We start from the raw sequence: 14,004 nt of genomic DNA, 5'->3' as shown, positions 1-14,004 counted from the left end.
TCCTTTAATAGATGTCACGTAGGATTAGTTGCAAGCTGAGCCATATCACGGCCCGGCTGAGTTAACATTCGACTGAGTGAAACCCCATCTCAGTTAAGATTTGGGTGGTGCCATTAGCTTAGTCAACGCTGCCTGATCAAGCTGCTTTCGGTTCACCTTTAAATAGACCAAGCGCTCTTCCGGCACCACCATGACATCTTCCACGCCGACGACATCGGCTAAATGTTCCATCAACAGGTCGAGCGCATCGACCTGGGTCTCGTGGAGCGCCACCACTTCGCTGGAGAGCGGGGGCGGTGCGGGCATCCGCCACATGGCGATCCACCAGCATAGCGCCAGCCCGGCACAGCCAATAAAGACCGCATTGAGACCACCATAGTGAGCCAGCAAGCCGCCTAGCGTACCGCCTAAAAAAGCGCCTAAAAATTGGCTGGTGGAGTACACCCCCATCGCAGTTCCTTTGGCGCCCGCCGGGGCCAGCTTACTGAGCATGGAAGGTAGCGTCGCTTCCAGCAAATTAAATCCGGTGAAGAACACAAACAGCCATACAAACAGCCAATAACCTGGCGATAATGGTAGTCCCAGCCCCGCTAAACTAATCACAATAGCGCCAATCGCTACCAAGCACATCAAGCGCATGCGCTGCTGTTTCTCGGCCACAATAATCAGTGGCACCATGGCAACAAACGATAGCGCCATAATGCCAAGATATGCCAGCCCATGGTACTCAATCGCCACACCGGCGTTTAACAGACGAAAAGGTACCGCAACAAATATCGCCATGAGCACTAAGTGCAGAGCAAAAATCGACAGATCCAGCCGCCATAAATCGGGACGGGTGATCACGCTTTTAAACTGCTGCCGATCCATGCCGACATCGCGATGGCGCCGTCGTCTTGGGGCGGCAGGCACCCAGCGCCACAATACCAGCAATCCCACCAGTGTCAGTAACGCGGTAAACCAGAACACGCCCGCCAGCCCCGCCCAGGCGGCAAGCCAAGGTCCCAACACCATGGCAATGGCAAACGAAACACCTATTGAGAGCCCAATGGTGGCCATAGCGGCGGTGCGAATTTCTTCACGGGTTTGGTCCGCCAGTAGCGCCATGATCGCTGCGGCCACGGCTCCCCCTCCCTGCAACGCTCGCCCGGCTATCACGCCAGCAATGCTGTCGGAGAGCGCGGCGACCACGCTGCCGAGTGCAAAAATCACCAGCCCCATGGCAATCACCCGCTTACGCCCGATCCGATCCGAGAGTAAGCCAAACGGAATTTGTAGCGTTGCCTGGGTTAAACCATAGATACCCAACGCCACACCCACCAACAGTGGAGTGGCCCCTGAAAGTGTGTCGGCATATAGCGCCAACACGGGTAGCACCATAAACAGACCCAGCATGCGCGATGCATAAAGCCCGGCCAAACCACTGATCGCACGACGTTCAGAGGCCAGCAATAGTGCGGAAACCTTGCGCATAATGCCCTTTTATATGGTGGTTAAGCATGTGGTGAGTCATTGTGAATTGTGACCATCTCCTATTCTAGCGGTTTGGGCTGGCGCTGGAAACGTCGCGAGTTGCCGCAGGTTATGAAAGCTGTTTTGCCGGGAGGGTGCCGACAAACGTATAATCGCGCTTTTGCCGCGCGATTCGAGGTGTTGATGGACAGCATTCTGGTCAGGGGTGCCCGCACCCACAACCTCAAGCAGATCGATGTGGAGCTGCCCCGTAACAAGCTAATTGTGATTACCGGCCTATCCGGCTCGGGTAAATCATCATTAGCGTTTGACACGCTTTACGCCGAAGGGCAGCGCCGCTACGTGGAATCGCTTTCCACTTATGCGCGCCAATTCCTGTCGATGATGGAAAAGCCCGATGTGGATCACATCGAAGGGCTGTCACCTGCGATCTCCATTGAGCAGAAGTCCACCTCTCACAACCCACGCTCGACCGTGGGCACCATCACCGAAATTTACGACTACCTGCGCCTGCTGTTTGCCCGTGCCGGGACACCACGCTGCCCGGAGCACGGCGAAGACCTTGAAGCCCAAACGATCTCACAAATGGTCGATCAGGTGATGAATCTCGCCGAAGGCACCAAGCTGATGCTGCTGGCGCCGGTGGTCAAAGGCCGCAAGGGCGAACATTTACAGCTATTAGCCGAGCTGCGTGCCCAGGGTTTTGTGCGCGCACTGATCGACGGCCAGGTGCTCGAACTGGATGACGTTGCACCGCTGGATAAGCGTAAAAAACACGATATTAGCGTGGTGGTTGACCGCTTTAAGGTACGCGATGATCTTGCCCAGCGTTTGGCTGAGTCCTTTGAAACGGCGCTGAACCTCGCAGACGGCACCGCCATGATTCACTTTATGGACGGCGAGCGCGACGATATTGCCTTCTCATCGCGCTTTGCCTGTCCGGTGTGCGGCTACTCGCTGGCGGAACTTGAGCCGCGGATGTTTTCGTTCAATAACCCGGCGGGCGCCTGCCCTACCTGTGATGGGCTGGGCGTACAACAGTATTTTGACCCCGACAAGCTGATTAGTCATCCGGAGCTATCGCTGGCCGAAGGCGTGATCAAAGGCTGGGATCGACGTAATATTTACTACTTTACCCAGCTCCAGGCACTGGCCAAGCACTACCGCTTTGAACTGGAAACCCCCTGGCAAGAGCTCGCCCGCCATGAGCGGGAGGTTATCTTAAACGGCAGTGGCGACGAGCAGATCCCGTTTGTATACGTGGGTGATCGCGGCCGTAAAGTGACCCGTGAACATGCTTTCGAAGGCGTGCTGCCCAATATGCAGCGCCGCTATCGGGAAACCGAATCCAATATGGTTCGCGATGACTTGGTGAAATACATCGCCGTGCAGCCCTGCGCCACCTGTAACGGCTCACGGCTGCGTAAAGAGTCACGCCATGTTTACGTGGATGATCACAATATCGCCGAGATTGTACGTTTTCCGATTGGCGAAGCGTGGCGCTATTTTGCCGACCTGACGCTGCCGGGTCGTAAAGGCGAGATCGCCGACAAGATCGTGCACGAAATTCATGCCCGACTGGAGTTTCTGGTCAATGTGGGGCTCGATTATCTCAACCTGGAGCGCAGCGCCGACACCCTATCCGGCGGTGAAGCCCAGCGTATCCGCTTAGCCAGTCAGATTGGCGCGGGGCTTGTTGGGGTCATGTATATTCTCGATGAGCCGTCGATTGGCTTGCACCAGCGCGACAACGACCGACTACTAAAAACCCTTGAGCGGCTGCGCGATTTGGGCAATACCGTGATTGTGGTCGAGCACGACGAAGACGCCATTCGCGCCGCTGATCACGTGCTGGATATCGGCCCAGGCGCCGGCGTGCATGGCGGTGAAATCGTCGCCCAGGGCACGCCGCAAGACGTCATGGATAACCCCAACTCGCTGACCGGCCAATACTTATCGGGCACCCGGGAGATCGCCGTACCGCCCTACCGCATTCCCGGCAATCCAGAAAAGCAATTAATGGTGCGCGGCGCGACTGGCAATAACCTGCAGAATGTCACGCTTAGCCTGCCGCTGGGGTTGTTTATCGCCATCACCGGTGTTTCCGGCTCGGGCAAATCGACATTGATCAACGGCACCTTGATGCCGATTGCGGCTCGCGAATTAAATCGCGCGACGACATTGACCGCCGCGCCCTATGAAAAGATCGAAGGGCTCGATCAGCTCGATAAAGTGATCGATATCGATCAGAGTCCCATTGGGCGTACACCGCGCTCCAACCCGGCCACCTATACCGGTATTTTCACGCCGATTCGCGAGCTGTTTGCGGGCACCCAGGAAGCGCGTTCGCGGGGCTATAAGCCCGGCCGTTTCAGCTTTAATGTTAAGGGCGGGCGCTGTGAGGCGTGCCAGGGCGAAGGTATGATTAAGGTAGAGATGCACTTTCTGCCGGATATCTACGTGCCCTGCGACGTCTGTAAAGGCAAGCGCTACAACCGCGAAACGCTGGATATCCACTATAAAGGCAAAACGATCCACGAAGTGCTGGCCATGACGGTGGAAGACGCGCTGGCATTCTTTAGCCCCGTGCCCGCTATTGCGCGCCGCTTGCAAACCTTGCTCGATGTGGGGCTTTCCTATATTCGCCTAGGTCAAAGCGCTACCACGCTTTCAGGCGGGGAAGCCCAGCGGGTTAAACTCGCCCGCGAGCTGGCCAAACGTGACACCGGCAAAACACTGTATATTTTGGATGAGCCGACCACCGGACTGCACTTTGAGGATATTCGCCAGCTGCTGACGGTACTCCACCGGCTGCGGGACCACGGCAACACCATTGTGGTCATTGAGCACAACCTGGATGTGATCAAGACCGCCGACTGGATTGTCGACCTTGGCCCTGAAGGGGGTTCAGGTGGCGGGCAGATCATCGCTGAGGGGACGCCTGAACAGATCGCCAAACAGGACGTCTCACATACCGGCCGCTTCTTAGCGCCACTATTAGCGCGAGGCAATCGCGCGACCCAACGCTGACGACACTGGGTGTTTATCGAAGGGTGAGCGCAGTTGCTCACCCTCAAACGAAATAAGCACACTCGTTAGTACTTTCCGGCTAAGCAGCACGCGGCCAGATTGTTTATAGTATCGAGCAGTTAATAGTTAGCAGTATTATGCAAGCCTCTGTTAGAGGGATACATCATGAATGAAGAAAAAAGCTGCATTATCAAGCATTTTAGCCACTACTGTTCGTTGACGGAGGAGGAGAAAAAATTACTCCTCACCCTCGAAGAGAGCCCTACCGATATAAAATCGGGCACGATCCTATGGGAAATGGGCGATGCAGCCAATGAGTTTTGCACGTTGAAAAGCGGCTGGGCCTACTCCTACCGCCATTTAGAAAACGGCGATCGGCAAATTCTGGAAGTGTTTTTACCAGGTGACATTATTGGACTACGAGAATTTGCCTTCTCCGACCGTCTTGAGAATGTACGCATGATTGATGACGGCGTGATTTGTCATTTCCCGCACAAGCGAATGCTGGAAATATTTCGGCAGTCACTGCCGCTCACGGCGGTGATGTTTGCCATCGGTAGTCGCCAACAGGCGCTAATGACCGAGCGGCTGGTCACCCTGGCTAGACGCAGCGCTCGCCAAAAAATGGCGCATTTTCTGTATGAAATGTATTTAAGATTGCGTCAAACGAATCCGGATATTAGCAACCAGTTCCGCCTGCCGCTCTCTCAGGAACAGCTCGCCGATGTGCTCGGACTAAGCCCGGTACACGTAAGCCGCACCTTTACAGCGCTTAGCGAAAATGGCTTGGTATTTCGCGACCGCCACCACCTGACAATACCGAACTTGAAAGCGCTCAGTATCGAAGGGCAGTTTGACGATTGCTATCTCACCGACAACGTCCGCCCCCTATTAGGCGAATCTGCATAAAAAAACCGCGTGCCGTTAGCACGCGGTTTTTTTTTAACAAAGCCTACGCTCAACCTAACCACACTTTGACCAGCCACAGCCCGCATAGCAGGTGGGGCAGCCATCCATCATAATCAGTTCACCGCGGCACTCTGGGCAGTTACCCACTATGGCTGGGCCGCTGCCTTCAGGCTTTTTCCCCGCTGTTGCCTTATCTCCGCCGATAGGCTCTACCGCGCCTGTTTCAACGGGAGCATCATTCGCTTCTTCTTCAGCGCCGGGCTGCCAGGCGTGGCCATGAGTCATGCGGTGGGCGTAGCGCTCGACCAACTGCTCAACCGGTACTTGGTTGCCATCCCGATCCAGAAAACCGCGGCGATAAAGAATCTGCTGAATCGACCAGGCTATCGCTGCCACTTCCGAATCGTGGAACATCGGCTTGTTCCAGCGGTTCATGCCGCAGCGCACCAAGCCTTTGTCCCAGGCCACTTTACGCAGATCCGCCACCGCCTGGGTAACGTAACCGCCCCGGGCCGCCAGCGAAAGACTACGCATGGTCGCAGTGATCCACTGGTGCTCACTGGAGAGTTGACCTGAGGGGAAGAAGAACTCCACCGGACGCTCAATCACCACGCGCTTACTGCCAATCACGCCTTCCACCGGCATAAACGACACCAGCAGATAGACTTTTTTACGCCCTTCCGCACCTACGTATGAAATCTTTTCAGACACGGCTTCTAAAGTGCCTTCCGGGCGGGAAGGTATACGCACCGTTAGCGGATCTTCATCTTGTAACGCAGGAACAGGCACGGCCTGCTCATGCTGCTTGATACGGTAACCCACAATTTTTGAGGTAATTTCTACAGCCATGGTGTTCTCCACTTAGCAAAGGTGTGCGTTTTTAAACAGATAGCGCGTAGCGCGGCATCACCATTTGCCGTAGGTGCCTTCTTTTAAGCCATCAAAGAGATTAGCAGCATTATGCTCTTCACCGTCATAAATCACCGTTTCGCTCCCATTGAGCTCAAGGGTTTCGCCATTTTCCAGCTCAAATACGTAGGTGGTGTTTTTCAGATCATCTTCACGCACCAGCACGCCTTGGAAGGCTTCAGGGTTAAAGCGGAAGGTAGTGCAGCCTTTTAAGCGGCTTTCATAAGCCTGCAAATAGAGATCCTGAAACTGCTCAAAGGGGAAGTCGGTCGGCACATTGACCGTTTTTGAGATCGCCGAATCGACCCAGTGTTGCGCCGCGGCCTGAACGGCGACGTGCTGCTCGGGGGAGATAGCATCGGCGGTAACAAAGTAATCAGGAAGATCGCTGTCCAGGGCGTCGGCGGCGATAAAGTGGCGGTAGGCGGCCAGCTCAAAGGAGACGACTTCGACCTGCTCTTTGGTCTTCTTACCCGACTGGATAATATTGCGGAAATAGCGGTGCGAGAATGAGGGCTCGATACCATTGGAGGCGTTGTTGCCCATCGACAGACTGATCGTACCTGTGGGCGCGATCGAGCTGTGGTGGGTAAAGCGCGCGCCATGCTCGGCTAGCTGTGCCACAAGCTCAGGCTCGAGCTCCGCCACCTGGGCCATATACTGGCTGTAACGGGCGTGAAGAATGCGTCCCGGCACTTGATCCCCTACTTCGTAGCCATCTTTGGCCAATTGTGGACGCTCGCGCAGCATTTTTGGGGTAATGGTGTGCTCCTGCTCTAGCACCGGGGCCATGCCCTTCTCTTGAGAGAGCTCCAACGCCTGCTTCCAACCCTCTATCGCCAAATGGCGGCTCACCTCATCGGTGAACACCAGCGACTGCTTAGAGCCGTAGGGAATTTTGAGCATGGTAAGCGTTGAGCCCAAGCCCAAAAAGCCCATCCCGTGGCGGCGCTTGGCTTCAATTTCGCGCTGCTGCTGGGGCAGTGGCAGACCGGCAATCTCGACCACGTTATCGAGCATACGCGTGAAGATCGCGACCACTTTGCGATAGCGTTCCCAGTCAAAGCGCGGCTCGGCGCCGAAGGGGTCGATAACGAACTTGGTCAGGTTGACAGAACCCAGCAGGCAGGCGCCTTCTGGCGGCAAAGGCTGCTCGCCACACGGGTTGGTGGCGCGGATATCCTCGCAGAACCAGTTATTGTTCATGCGGTTAACTTGGTCGATCAGGATAAAGCCCGGCTCGGCGTAGTCGTAGGTGGAGGACATGATGGTGTCCCACAGTTCCCGCGCTTTGATCACTTCAATAATGCGGCAGGCAACGCGGCCTTCGGCATCCACCGTGTAGCCCTCTTCGACGACCGGCCAGTCTCGATAGAGGAGGTCTTCCGCTTTGACATCGTCTTTCTCACCGGGGTGGAGCGGAAAGGCCAGTGGCCAATCGGTGTTATTTTTGACCGCCTCCATAAACTCATCGGTGATCAACAGCGATAGGTTGAACTGACGCAAGCGACCTGCTTCGCGCTTGGCCTGGATAAACTCGCGTACATCCGGGTGGCCCACATCGAAGGTGCCCATTTGGGCGCCACGGCGGCCACCGGCAGATGCCACGGTGAAACACATCTTGTCGTAGATATCCATAAACGCCAGCGGGCCGTTAGTGCCCGCGCCAGCGCCGAATACAAACGCGCCTTTATGACGCAGCGTCGAAAAGTCGTAACCAATACCTGCGCCGGATTTCAGCGTCATGCCCGCATCGACCACCGAGTCGAGAATATCGCGCATGGAGTCGCGAATCGTGCGCGAGACGGTGCAGTTAATCAGGCTCACCGCTGGCTTATACGCCTCAGCGCCCGCGTTGGAAAGAATACGACCAGCCGGGATGGCGCCATTTTCCAGCGCCCAGCGAAATTTCGGCAGCCACTCTTCCGCTTTGTCACCTTCTACCGCTGCTAGGGCACGAGCAACCCGTTCAAACGTGGCACCAACGTCCTGATCGACGGGCTGGCTATGACGATCCTTGAGACGATATTTGGCATCCCAGATCTCCCGCGAAGGGGCCTGCATCGGGACATCGTTAGAGGTCTTCATAGCCTTAGCAGCGGTGCTCATATCGCAAAACTCCTTCACAACGGGGTGAATATAGCGCTTAAATGGGGCGATTATACGTGGCATCGGAATGAAGTATAGACTTGACTTTCCACTATATGGGGCGCTTTTTTTGCTCTTTTCTACCATATATAGAAAAATCAGCGCGTTACTCTTTTGACACTTCCAAACACGCTATAGACTGACCCTTTTAGTTAAATGGCCCACCGATCATGACTGCTACTGATACCCCGCGTTTCCGCTTACCCACGTTAGTCGCTATGTTAGCTCCTCGGTTAGCTGCGGTGGCAATGGCCGTTTCACTAATGATAGTGACGCCCGACACTCGTGCCGCCACATTTAATACCAAGGACGTGACCAGCCACGACCATTGGCAGTCAATGACGCTCTCGCTGGGGAGCGAACGCCACTATCGGGCGGTAGAAACCTACAGCTATTCGGATGCTACGCTGAGCTTGAACGCCACCGCGGGCGTTTGCGACTTACCCTGGCTGGAGATGCGGGTGACCCTTGAGCAGCAGCAAAGTGAGAGCCGTGCGGTCAACCTAGTGCCCGCCCGGCTGAGGATTGATGAGCAGCCCGTTATCGACACCATGGCAGAATTTATTACCGAGCGCGGCGATGACGGGTTTTATGCTCACTTTTACTTAAGTGACTTGGAATCGCTGATGGCCGACATGCGCCAGGGCGAGCAGCTGTTTCTCGGCTTTGACCAGGAGGAGCGTGAGCCTTGGTATATGACCTTTAGCCTGCAAGGCGCCGACGCAGCGATTAACCGGATGCTCACCCAGTGTGAAGGTGATGGACCTCACTAAGGCGCGATTGATTAGATCGGCACCACGGTTTCAGGCGCCATTTCAACGCGATTGCGCCCGCCATGCTTAGCGCGGTACATAGCGTCATCAGCCCGGGAGATAATGGTTTTACAGCTGTCGCCTGGCTGCCAAACGGCAACACCGATACTTACCGTGATCATTTGCTCAAGACCCGCAATATGCAGCTCTGCTACCAGCGAGCGCAGCCGCTCGGCTAAACCAATGGCGGCATCAACGTCTGAATGAGTGGCCAGTACAATAAACTCCTCGCCCCCCCAGCGACCTAAGTGGTCACAGCCACGCAACGAGCTCTCCACCAAGTGCGCCAGGGCCACCAACACATCATCACCAACGCTATGGCCGTGGGCATCGTTGATCTGCTTGAAGTTATCTACATCGAATAGCAACAGGGCAAAGGCAGCCGCGTAGCGCTTGGCAGCCACTAGCTCGGCATTGATCGCTTCTTCGATGCGGTAACGATTCCACACTTTGGTTAATGGATCGAAATGCGCTAGCTGCTCAAGACGCTGATTCACCTCGGCAAGGGCTTTGCGCTCCCGTTCCAAGTGCATGTTCAGTGAGCTAATTTCATAGGCTGAAATCGCCAACGTCAGGTCTTCACCCAAATCGACCGCCGCTAGGCGCTCTACCCGCTGCCACGCTTCGCTTTTGCCCACCACTTCTTCATACCAAGCAACCGACGGGATCGCTATCGACGCTTGCTGGGGATTCGTTGAAGGTTGCATCGCCCAATACAACGTTTCTACCTGCTCAGGGCGAAAGAAGATCAACCATGCGCGCTGGGTAGAATTCATTGGCAGCGGGACGGCCAAGGCGCCGCACTGGTCGGGCATGGCTAACGAGCAGGTTAATGGCTCTTTGCCTAGCTGACGTGTGCACCAAGGTCCGCTATGTACATGGGCTCTCTCGATACGTAATACAAACTGACTAATGGCTTCCGGGGAGGGCGTCACGCCTGCTTGATAAGCGCCTCCATTCACCCAGAGCACAATGCCATGGGCGCGAAACAGCTTCATCCAAGTGGCCGCCTGCTCATGGAGTAGCTGCTGGGGGCTATGCGGTTCACTGCGCGCTCGGGCACTCAGTACAAGGCTATCCTGTACGCGCTGTAAGTAGCGCGCCTCTTGACGCGCCCGCAGTAGCAGCATGCGCTGCGTGGCCATTTGCACTAAGGTGCGAACAGCATCGCGCACCGAGGGATCAACCGAATGCGGAATTGCCGAGTGGCAAAACACTAAGCCCCACAGGCCAGTGTCCCCTTGCATGGCTAAACTGAGCGAGCCACGTACTCCCATGCGCTGTAAATAGCGCTGCCTTTCTGGGGCAGGGGCACGTAAAAAACTGCCGCGCAAGCGTGTGGCAGCGCAAGCGGGCTTTAGCGTTTCAGGGGAGGCATTTGCATCTTCAATCAACCGCACGGGGTGATTTTCATAGCTTTGCCGCAAAACGCTAGGGAAGTCACTGGCGGGAAAACGCTGACCCAGTAGCGAAGGCAACTGCTCTCCCAGCGCTTCAGCGACCATCAAGCCATGCCAATCGCTATCGAAATGGCACACGCTGACACGGTCATGACCGGTGAGCTGTTGAATGGCATTGACTAGGGAGTCGAGCAGTTCCTCTTGATGAGTCGATTCAGCCAAATGCATCAACCGCTCGTTCACCGTCCCCAGTAGACGGCGTTTTCCAAGAGGGTTAAGTGGCTCAATCTCAACAATGACTTGCTTATCTTCTCGGTAAGCATGCAGTTGAAAACGTACGCTGCTGTGTTTAGGTCGAATAAACGCCAACGGCCCGGGCAGGCGCTGCTGCCCCTGAAGCTCACGACGCACTCGCTGGCTAAGACGTTTTCCCAACACGCAGGCAAGACTTAACTTCCCGTTTTCAGGGCATTCTATACCGGTCAAGCGGGTGAAGTTTGTGCTGGTAGCTTGAATACGTCGGCAATCAACATCTAATACCAACAAAGCACCAAACGACTGCAATAGCGGGCGGTACATGGACACAGGCGTGGCCTCAAGAATCTATTCACCCTTCGACCTGCTGCCTGAGCAACAGCTCTACGCGCCGGTTGGCCGCTCGGCCATCTGCGGTTGCGTTCGGTTCCATGGGTTGGGTATCAGCATAGCCGACAGCCCGCATACGAGAAATATTGAACCCTTGGCGCTCTAAATGCCGTACAACGGCGATCGCCCGCGCTGATGAAAGCTCCCAGTTAGAGGGGAAGCGGGCTGTCGAAATGGGTACGCTATCGGTATGGCCTTCTACCGAAATTTGCCCGTCAAAACCGTTGAGCACATCCATAAGACGTTCGATAACGCTACGCCCCTGAGTGGTCAACACTGCTTGGCCGCTGGGAAATAACAAGCTGGTATCAATTCTCAGCGTAACGCCTTCGCGGCCTTGCGATACGCTTACACCAGGAATATTGAGCCCAGCAAACTGCGGCTGCAATCCTTCGTGGCGGGGCTTAATACCGGTGGCCAGAGACGCTAGCGGCAACGATGATACAGCGCTAGCTGAACGCATGAAAGCAGTATCAGCGGCTTCACCGCCACCCGGGGGCGTCATCGAAAGCAGTAGCACGAAAAGCGTGATGAGCAGCGTCAGCACATCAAGATAGCTGGTTAGCCAACCCTCATCACCATCGCCTGGCGATGGTGTCATTTCCAGTGCATGGCGTGTATCACGGTCTAACATGGTGGCTATCCTTTAGCCGCCGAGCTCACCGACGAGTCAGGTCTTGGCTTGACACTATTATCACGAATTTCATCGTGGTAATTAGCCACAAAAGAGTTAAGGGTTTCTTCAATAAACGAGGGCAAACGACGTTTGGTAATCAGTGAAATACCTTCCAGCACCATGTTCATGGTAATCAACCGCTCTTCGGTACGCCGCTCTAGTTTCACTGCAATCGGCTTAAACACTAAGTTAGCGAGTAAAATGCCATAAAAGGTGGTCAGCAGTGCCACCGCCATGCGGGGGCCGATCACCTGCAGATCGCCAGCATCCATCACCTCCAGCATATTCACCAGTCCCACCAAGGTACCGATCATGCCAAACGCGGGGGCATAGGTGGCCATGGTACGAAATATTTGTGCTTCGGCATGCTCACGTGCTTTTAGGCGGGCAATGCGCCAGCGCAGCATGTCAAAAATCTCATCCTCTTTAGTGTTGGCAATCACCAACTGGATGCCGGTGCGTAAAAAAGGATTGCGCGTATGCTCCAGCTCACGCTCGACCGCGCGCACATCCCCTTTAAACCAGAGTCGCGACATATCCACCAGTTCGCGGATATCGTCACGCATATAGGTATTTTCACGCCGGAACACCAAGCCCACCAAACGTACGACACGGAGCACTTCTTTTAGCGGATAACTGATAAAGGTCGCCGCCAATGTACCGGTCACCACAATGGCCAGCCCCGGTAAATTGATGAAGCTTTCGGGGGACTCTGCGGTAAAAAACAGCACGCTCACCAGCAGCAGTATGCTGGCAAATATGCCTATTAACGTCGAAGGATTCATCCACGGCTCCTTGCCGGTCACAAGTGAGTAAACAAGAGGTGTTATGCGGAGTCGTGTAAACGCGCGCGTAAACGACTCACGGCTTGGCTATGCAGTTGAGAAACGCGTGATTCCGTTACACCCAACACAGCCCCTACTTCCTTGAGGTTGAGCTCTTCCTGGTAATAGAGCGCCATTAACAACTTTTCACGCTCGGGCAGCGCTTCTATTGCGTCAATCAAGGTTTGCCGCTGCTGGCCATCTAGCAACTGTTCAAACGGTGAATGACTCAGCTCGTTACTCACCGGCTCACCGCCATCGGCCACCAGCTCTTCAAAGGGCAGCAGTTGACCGCTATTAGTGTCATTGAGAAGCTGCTGATATTCACTCAACGGCATCTCAAGATGGTGGGCAATTTCGCTCTCTTCCGGTGCTCGACCCAGCTGTTGTTCTAATTGACGAACGGCGCTATCTACCGCTCGTGCTGAGCGGCGAACGCTGCGGGGCAGCCAGTCTCGAGTGCGCAACTCGTCCATCATCGCACCACGAATACGCTGGCTGGCAAAGGTCGCAAACGTCGCGCCTTGAGTAGCATCAAAGCGACCGAGCGCTTCTAATAGCCCTACCATCCCGGCTTGAACAAGGTCATCGAGCTCAATGCTGGCTGGCAAACGGACCTGAAGCGTCAAGGCCTGACGTCGCACCAGTGGCATGTATTGCGTCAACAGCTCACTCTGTTTGATTCTGCCTTGTGCTGTGTACATCCTCTCGCCTCGCGGCTATACAGCCTTCACTGATAGTTCACAATCATTTGCAGCCCCTGCACACGAACCGGCCGCTGGCCGGGGCGTAAGGCAAAGCGAAAATGCAATGGCGCATCTGCCGCTCGCCCCGCCAGTGCGGTGGTTGAGCCACGCATACCCGTTAACGCAACGCACTGCTCAGGATGGCATAACCAGGCGTTTAACAGCGCATCGGGGGGATATTGAAACTGCCACTGAATACGCTCAAGCTGTCCTGATCTAAGAGTAGCAACGGCGGGAGGGGCAGCGGTTTGACTAGCACTTGTCCGATCACTCATCGCCACCATCAGCCCGGGGATCTGGGTACTCCAACTACCGCTTGCCGCCTGAGCACTCGCCGCTAACCCTGTCAGTAGCAGTCCGATTAGTAGTAACGCAATCTGCACCTTCACTCCTCTTGATAACCAGCTTAGCATGCTTGGTCTCCTCGGCGGA

The 14,004-nt window shown here is 55.3% G+C and carries 11 protein-coding genes; 3 read left to right on the top strand and 8 right to left on the bottom strand.

Annotated features, from left to right (window positions below):
* Positions 1-93: 93 nt before the first annotated feature.
* Positions 94-1,473: an MFS transporter gene (locus AC5TBW_RS00570; protein WP_495510261.1), complete on the bottom strand. Its 1,380-nt coding sequence runs from the start codon at positions 1,471-1,473 to the stop codon at positions 94-96.
* Positions 1,474-1,656: 183 nt separating this feature from the next.
* On the opposite strand from AC5TBW_RS00570, the gene uvrA reads away from it, so the two are divergent.
* Both uvrA and AC5TBW_RS00560 read left to right on the top strand, forming a co-directional pair.
* The gene (uvrA, locus tag AC5TBW_RS00565) at positions 1,657-4,503 is read left to right on the top strand and encodes an excinuclease ABC subunit UvrA (protein WP_495511889.1); all 2,847 of its coding nucleotides are present in this window, start codon (positions 1,657-1,659) and stop codon (positions 4,501-4,503) included.
* Between the two features lie 165 nt (positions 4,504-4,668).
* Positions 4,669-5,412, top strand: coding sequence for a Crp/Fnr family transcriptional regulator (locus AC5TBW_RS00560; RefSeq protein ID WP_495510260.1), 744 nt, complete (start codon positions 4,669-4,671; stop codon positions 5,410-5,412).
* A 54-nt stretch (positions 5,413-5,466) separates the two neighbouring features.
* On the opposite strand, the gene AC5TBW_RS00555 is transcribed toward AC5TBW_RS00560, so the two are convergent.
* Both AC5TBW_RS00555 and AC5TBW_RS00550 read right to left on the bottom strand, forming a co-directional pair.
* A complete protein-coding gene (locus AC5TBW_RS00555) occupies positions 5,467-6,261 on the bottom strand; it encodes a ribonucleoside-diphosphate reductase (RefSeq protein ID WP_495510259.1) in 795 nt (264 codons plus the stop codon).
* Positions 6,262-6,318: 57 nt separating this feature from the next.
* Positions 6,319-8,430 (bottom strand): adenosylcobalamin-dependent ribonucleoside-diphosphate reductase, encoded by a 2,112-nt coding sequence (locus AC5TBW_RS00550; RefSeq protein WP_495510258.1) that lies wholly within the window; start codon positions 8,428-8,430, stop codon positions 6,319-6,321.
* Positions 8,431-8,639: 209 nt separating this feature from the next.
* On the opposite strand from AC5TBW_RS00550, the gene AC5TBW_RS00545 reads away from it, so the two are divergent.
* Positions 8,640-9,242, top strand: a complete 603-nt coding sequence (locus tag AC5TBW_RS00545) for a hypothetical protein (RefSeq protein WP_495510257.1) — start codon at positions 8,640-8,642, stop codon at positions 9,240-9,242.
* 11 nt (positions 9,243-9,253) lie between these two features.
* On the opposite strand, the gene AC5TBW_RS00540 is transcribed toward AC5TBW_RS00545, so the two are convergent.
* The 5 genes from AC5TBW_RS00540 to AC5TBW_RS00520 are packed head-to-tail and all read right to left on the bottom strand — an operon-like array spanning position 9,254 to position 13,985.
* Entirely contained in the window at positions 9,254-11,260 is a 2,007-nt protein-coding gene (locus tag AC5TBW_RS00540) for a sensor domain-containing diguanylate cyclase (protein WP_495511888.1), read from the bottom strand.
* Between the two features lie 28 nt (positions 11,261-11,288).
* A complete protein-coding gene (locus tag AC5TBW_RS00535) occupies positions 11,289-11,960 on the bottom strand; it encodes an OmpA/MotB family protein (RefSeq protein ID WP_495510256.1) in 672 nt (223 codons plus the stop codon).
* Between the two features lie 5 nt (positions 11,961-11,965).
* Positions 11,966-12,787: a motility protein A gene (locus AC5TBW_RS00530; RefSeq protein WP_215090133.1), complete on the bottom strand. Its 822-nt coding sequence runs from the start codon at positions 12,785-12,787 to the stop codon at positions 11,966-11,968.
* A gap of 41 nt (positions 12,788-12,828) precedes the next feature.
* Positions 12,829-13,530: an RNA polymerase sigma factor FliA gene (locus AC5TBW_RS00525; RefSeq protein WP_495510255.1), complete on the bottom strand. Its 702-nt coding sequence runs from the start codon at positions 13,528-13,530 to the stop codon at positions 12,829-12,831.
* A 26-nt stretch (positions 13,531-13,556) separates the two neighbouring features.
* Positions 13,557-13,985 (bottom strand): flagellar protein FlhE, encoded by a 429-nt coding sequence (locus tag AC5TBW_RS00520; RefSeq protein ID WP_495510254.1) that lies wholly within the window; start codon positions 13,983-13,985, stop codon positions 13,557-13,559.
* Positions 13,986-14,004 lie beyond the last annotated feature (19 nt).

The sequence above is a fragment of the Vreelandella sp. ssv genome (assembly GCF_059448525.1).
This window is presented reverse-complemented; position numbering and strand designations above follow the sequence as displayed.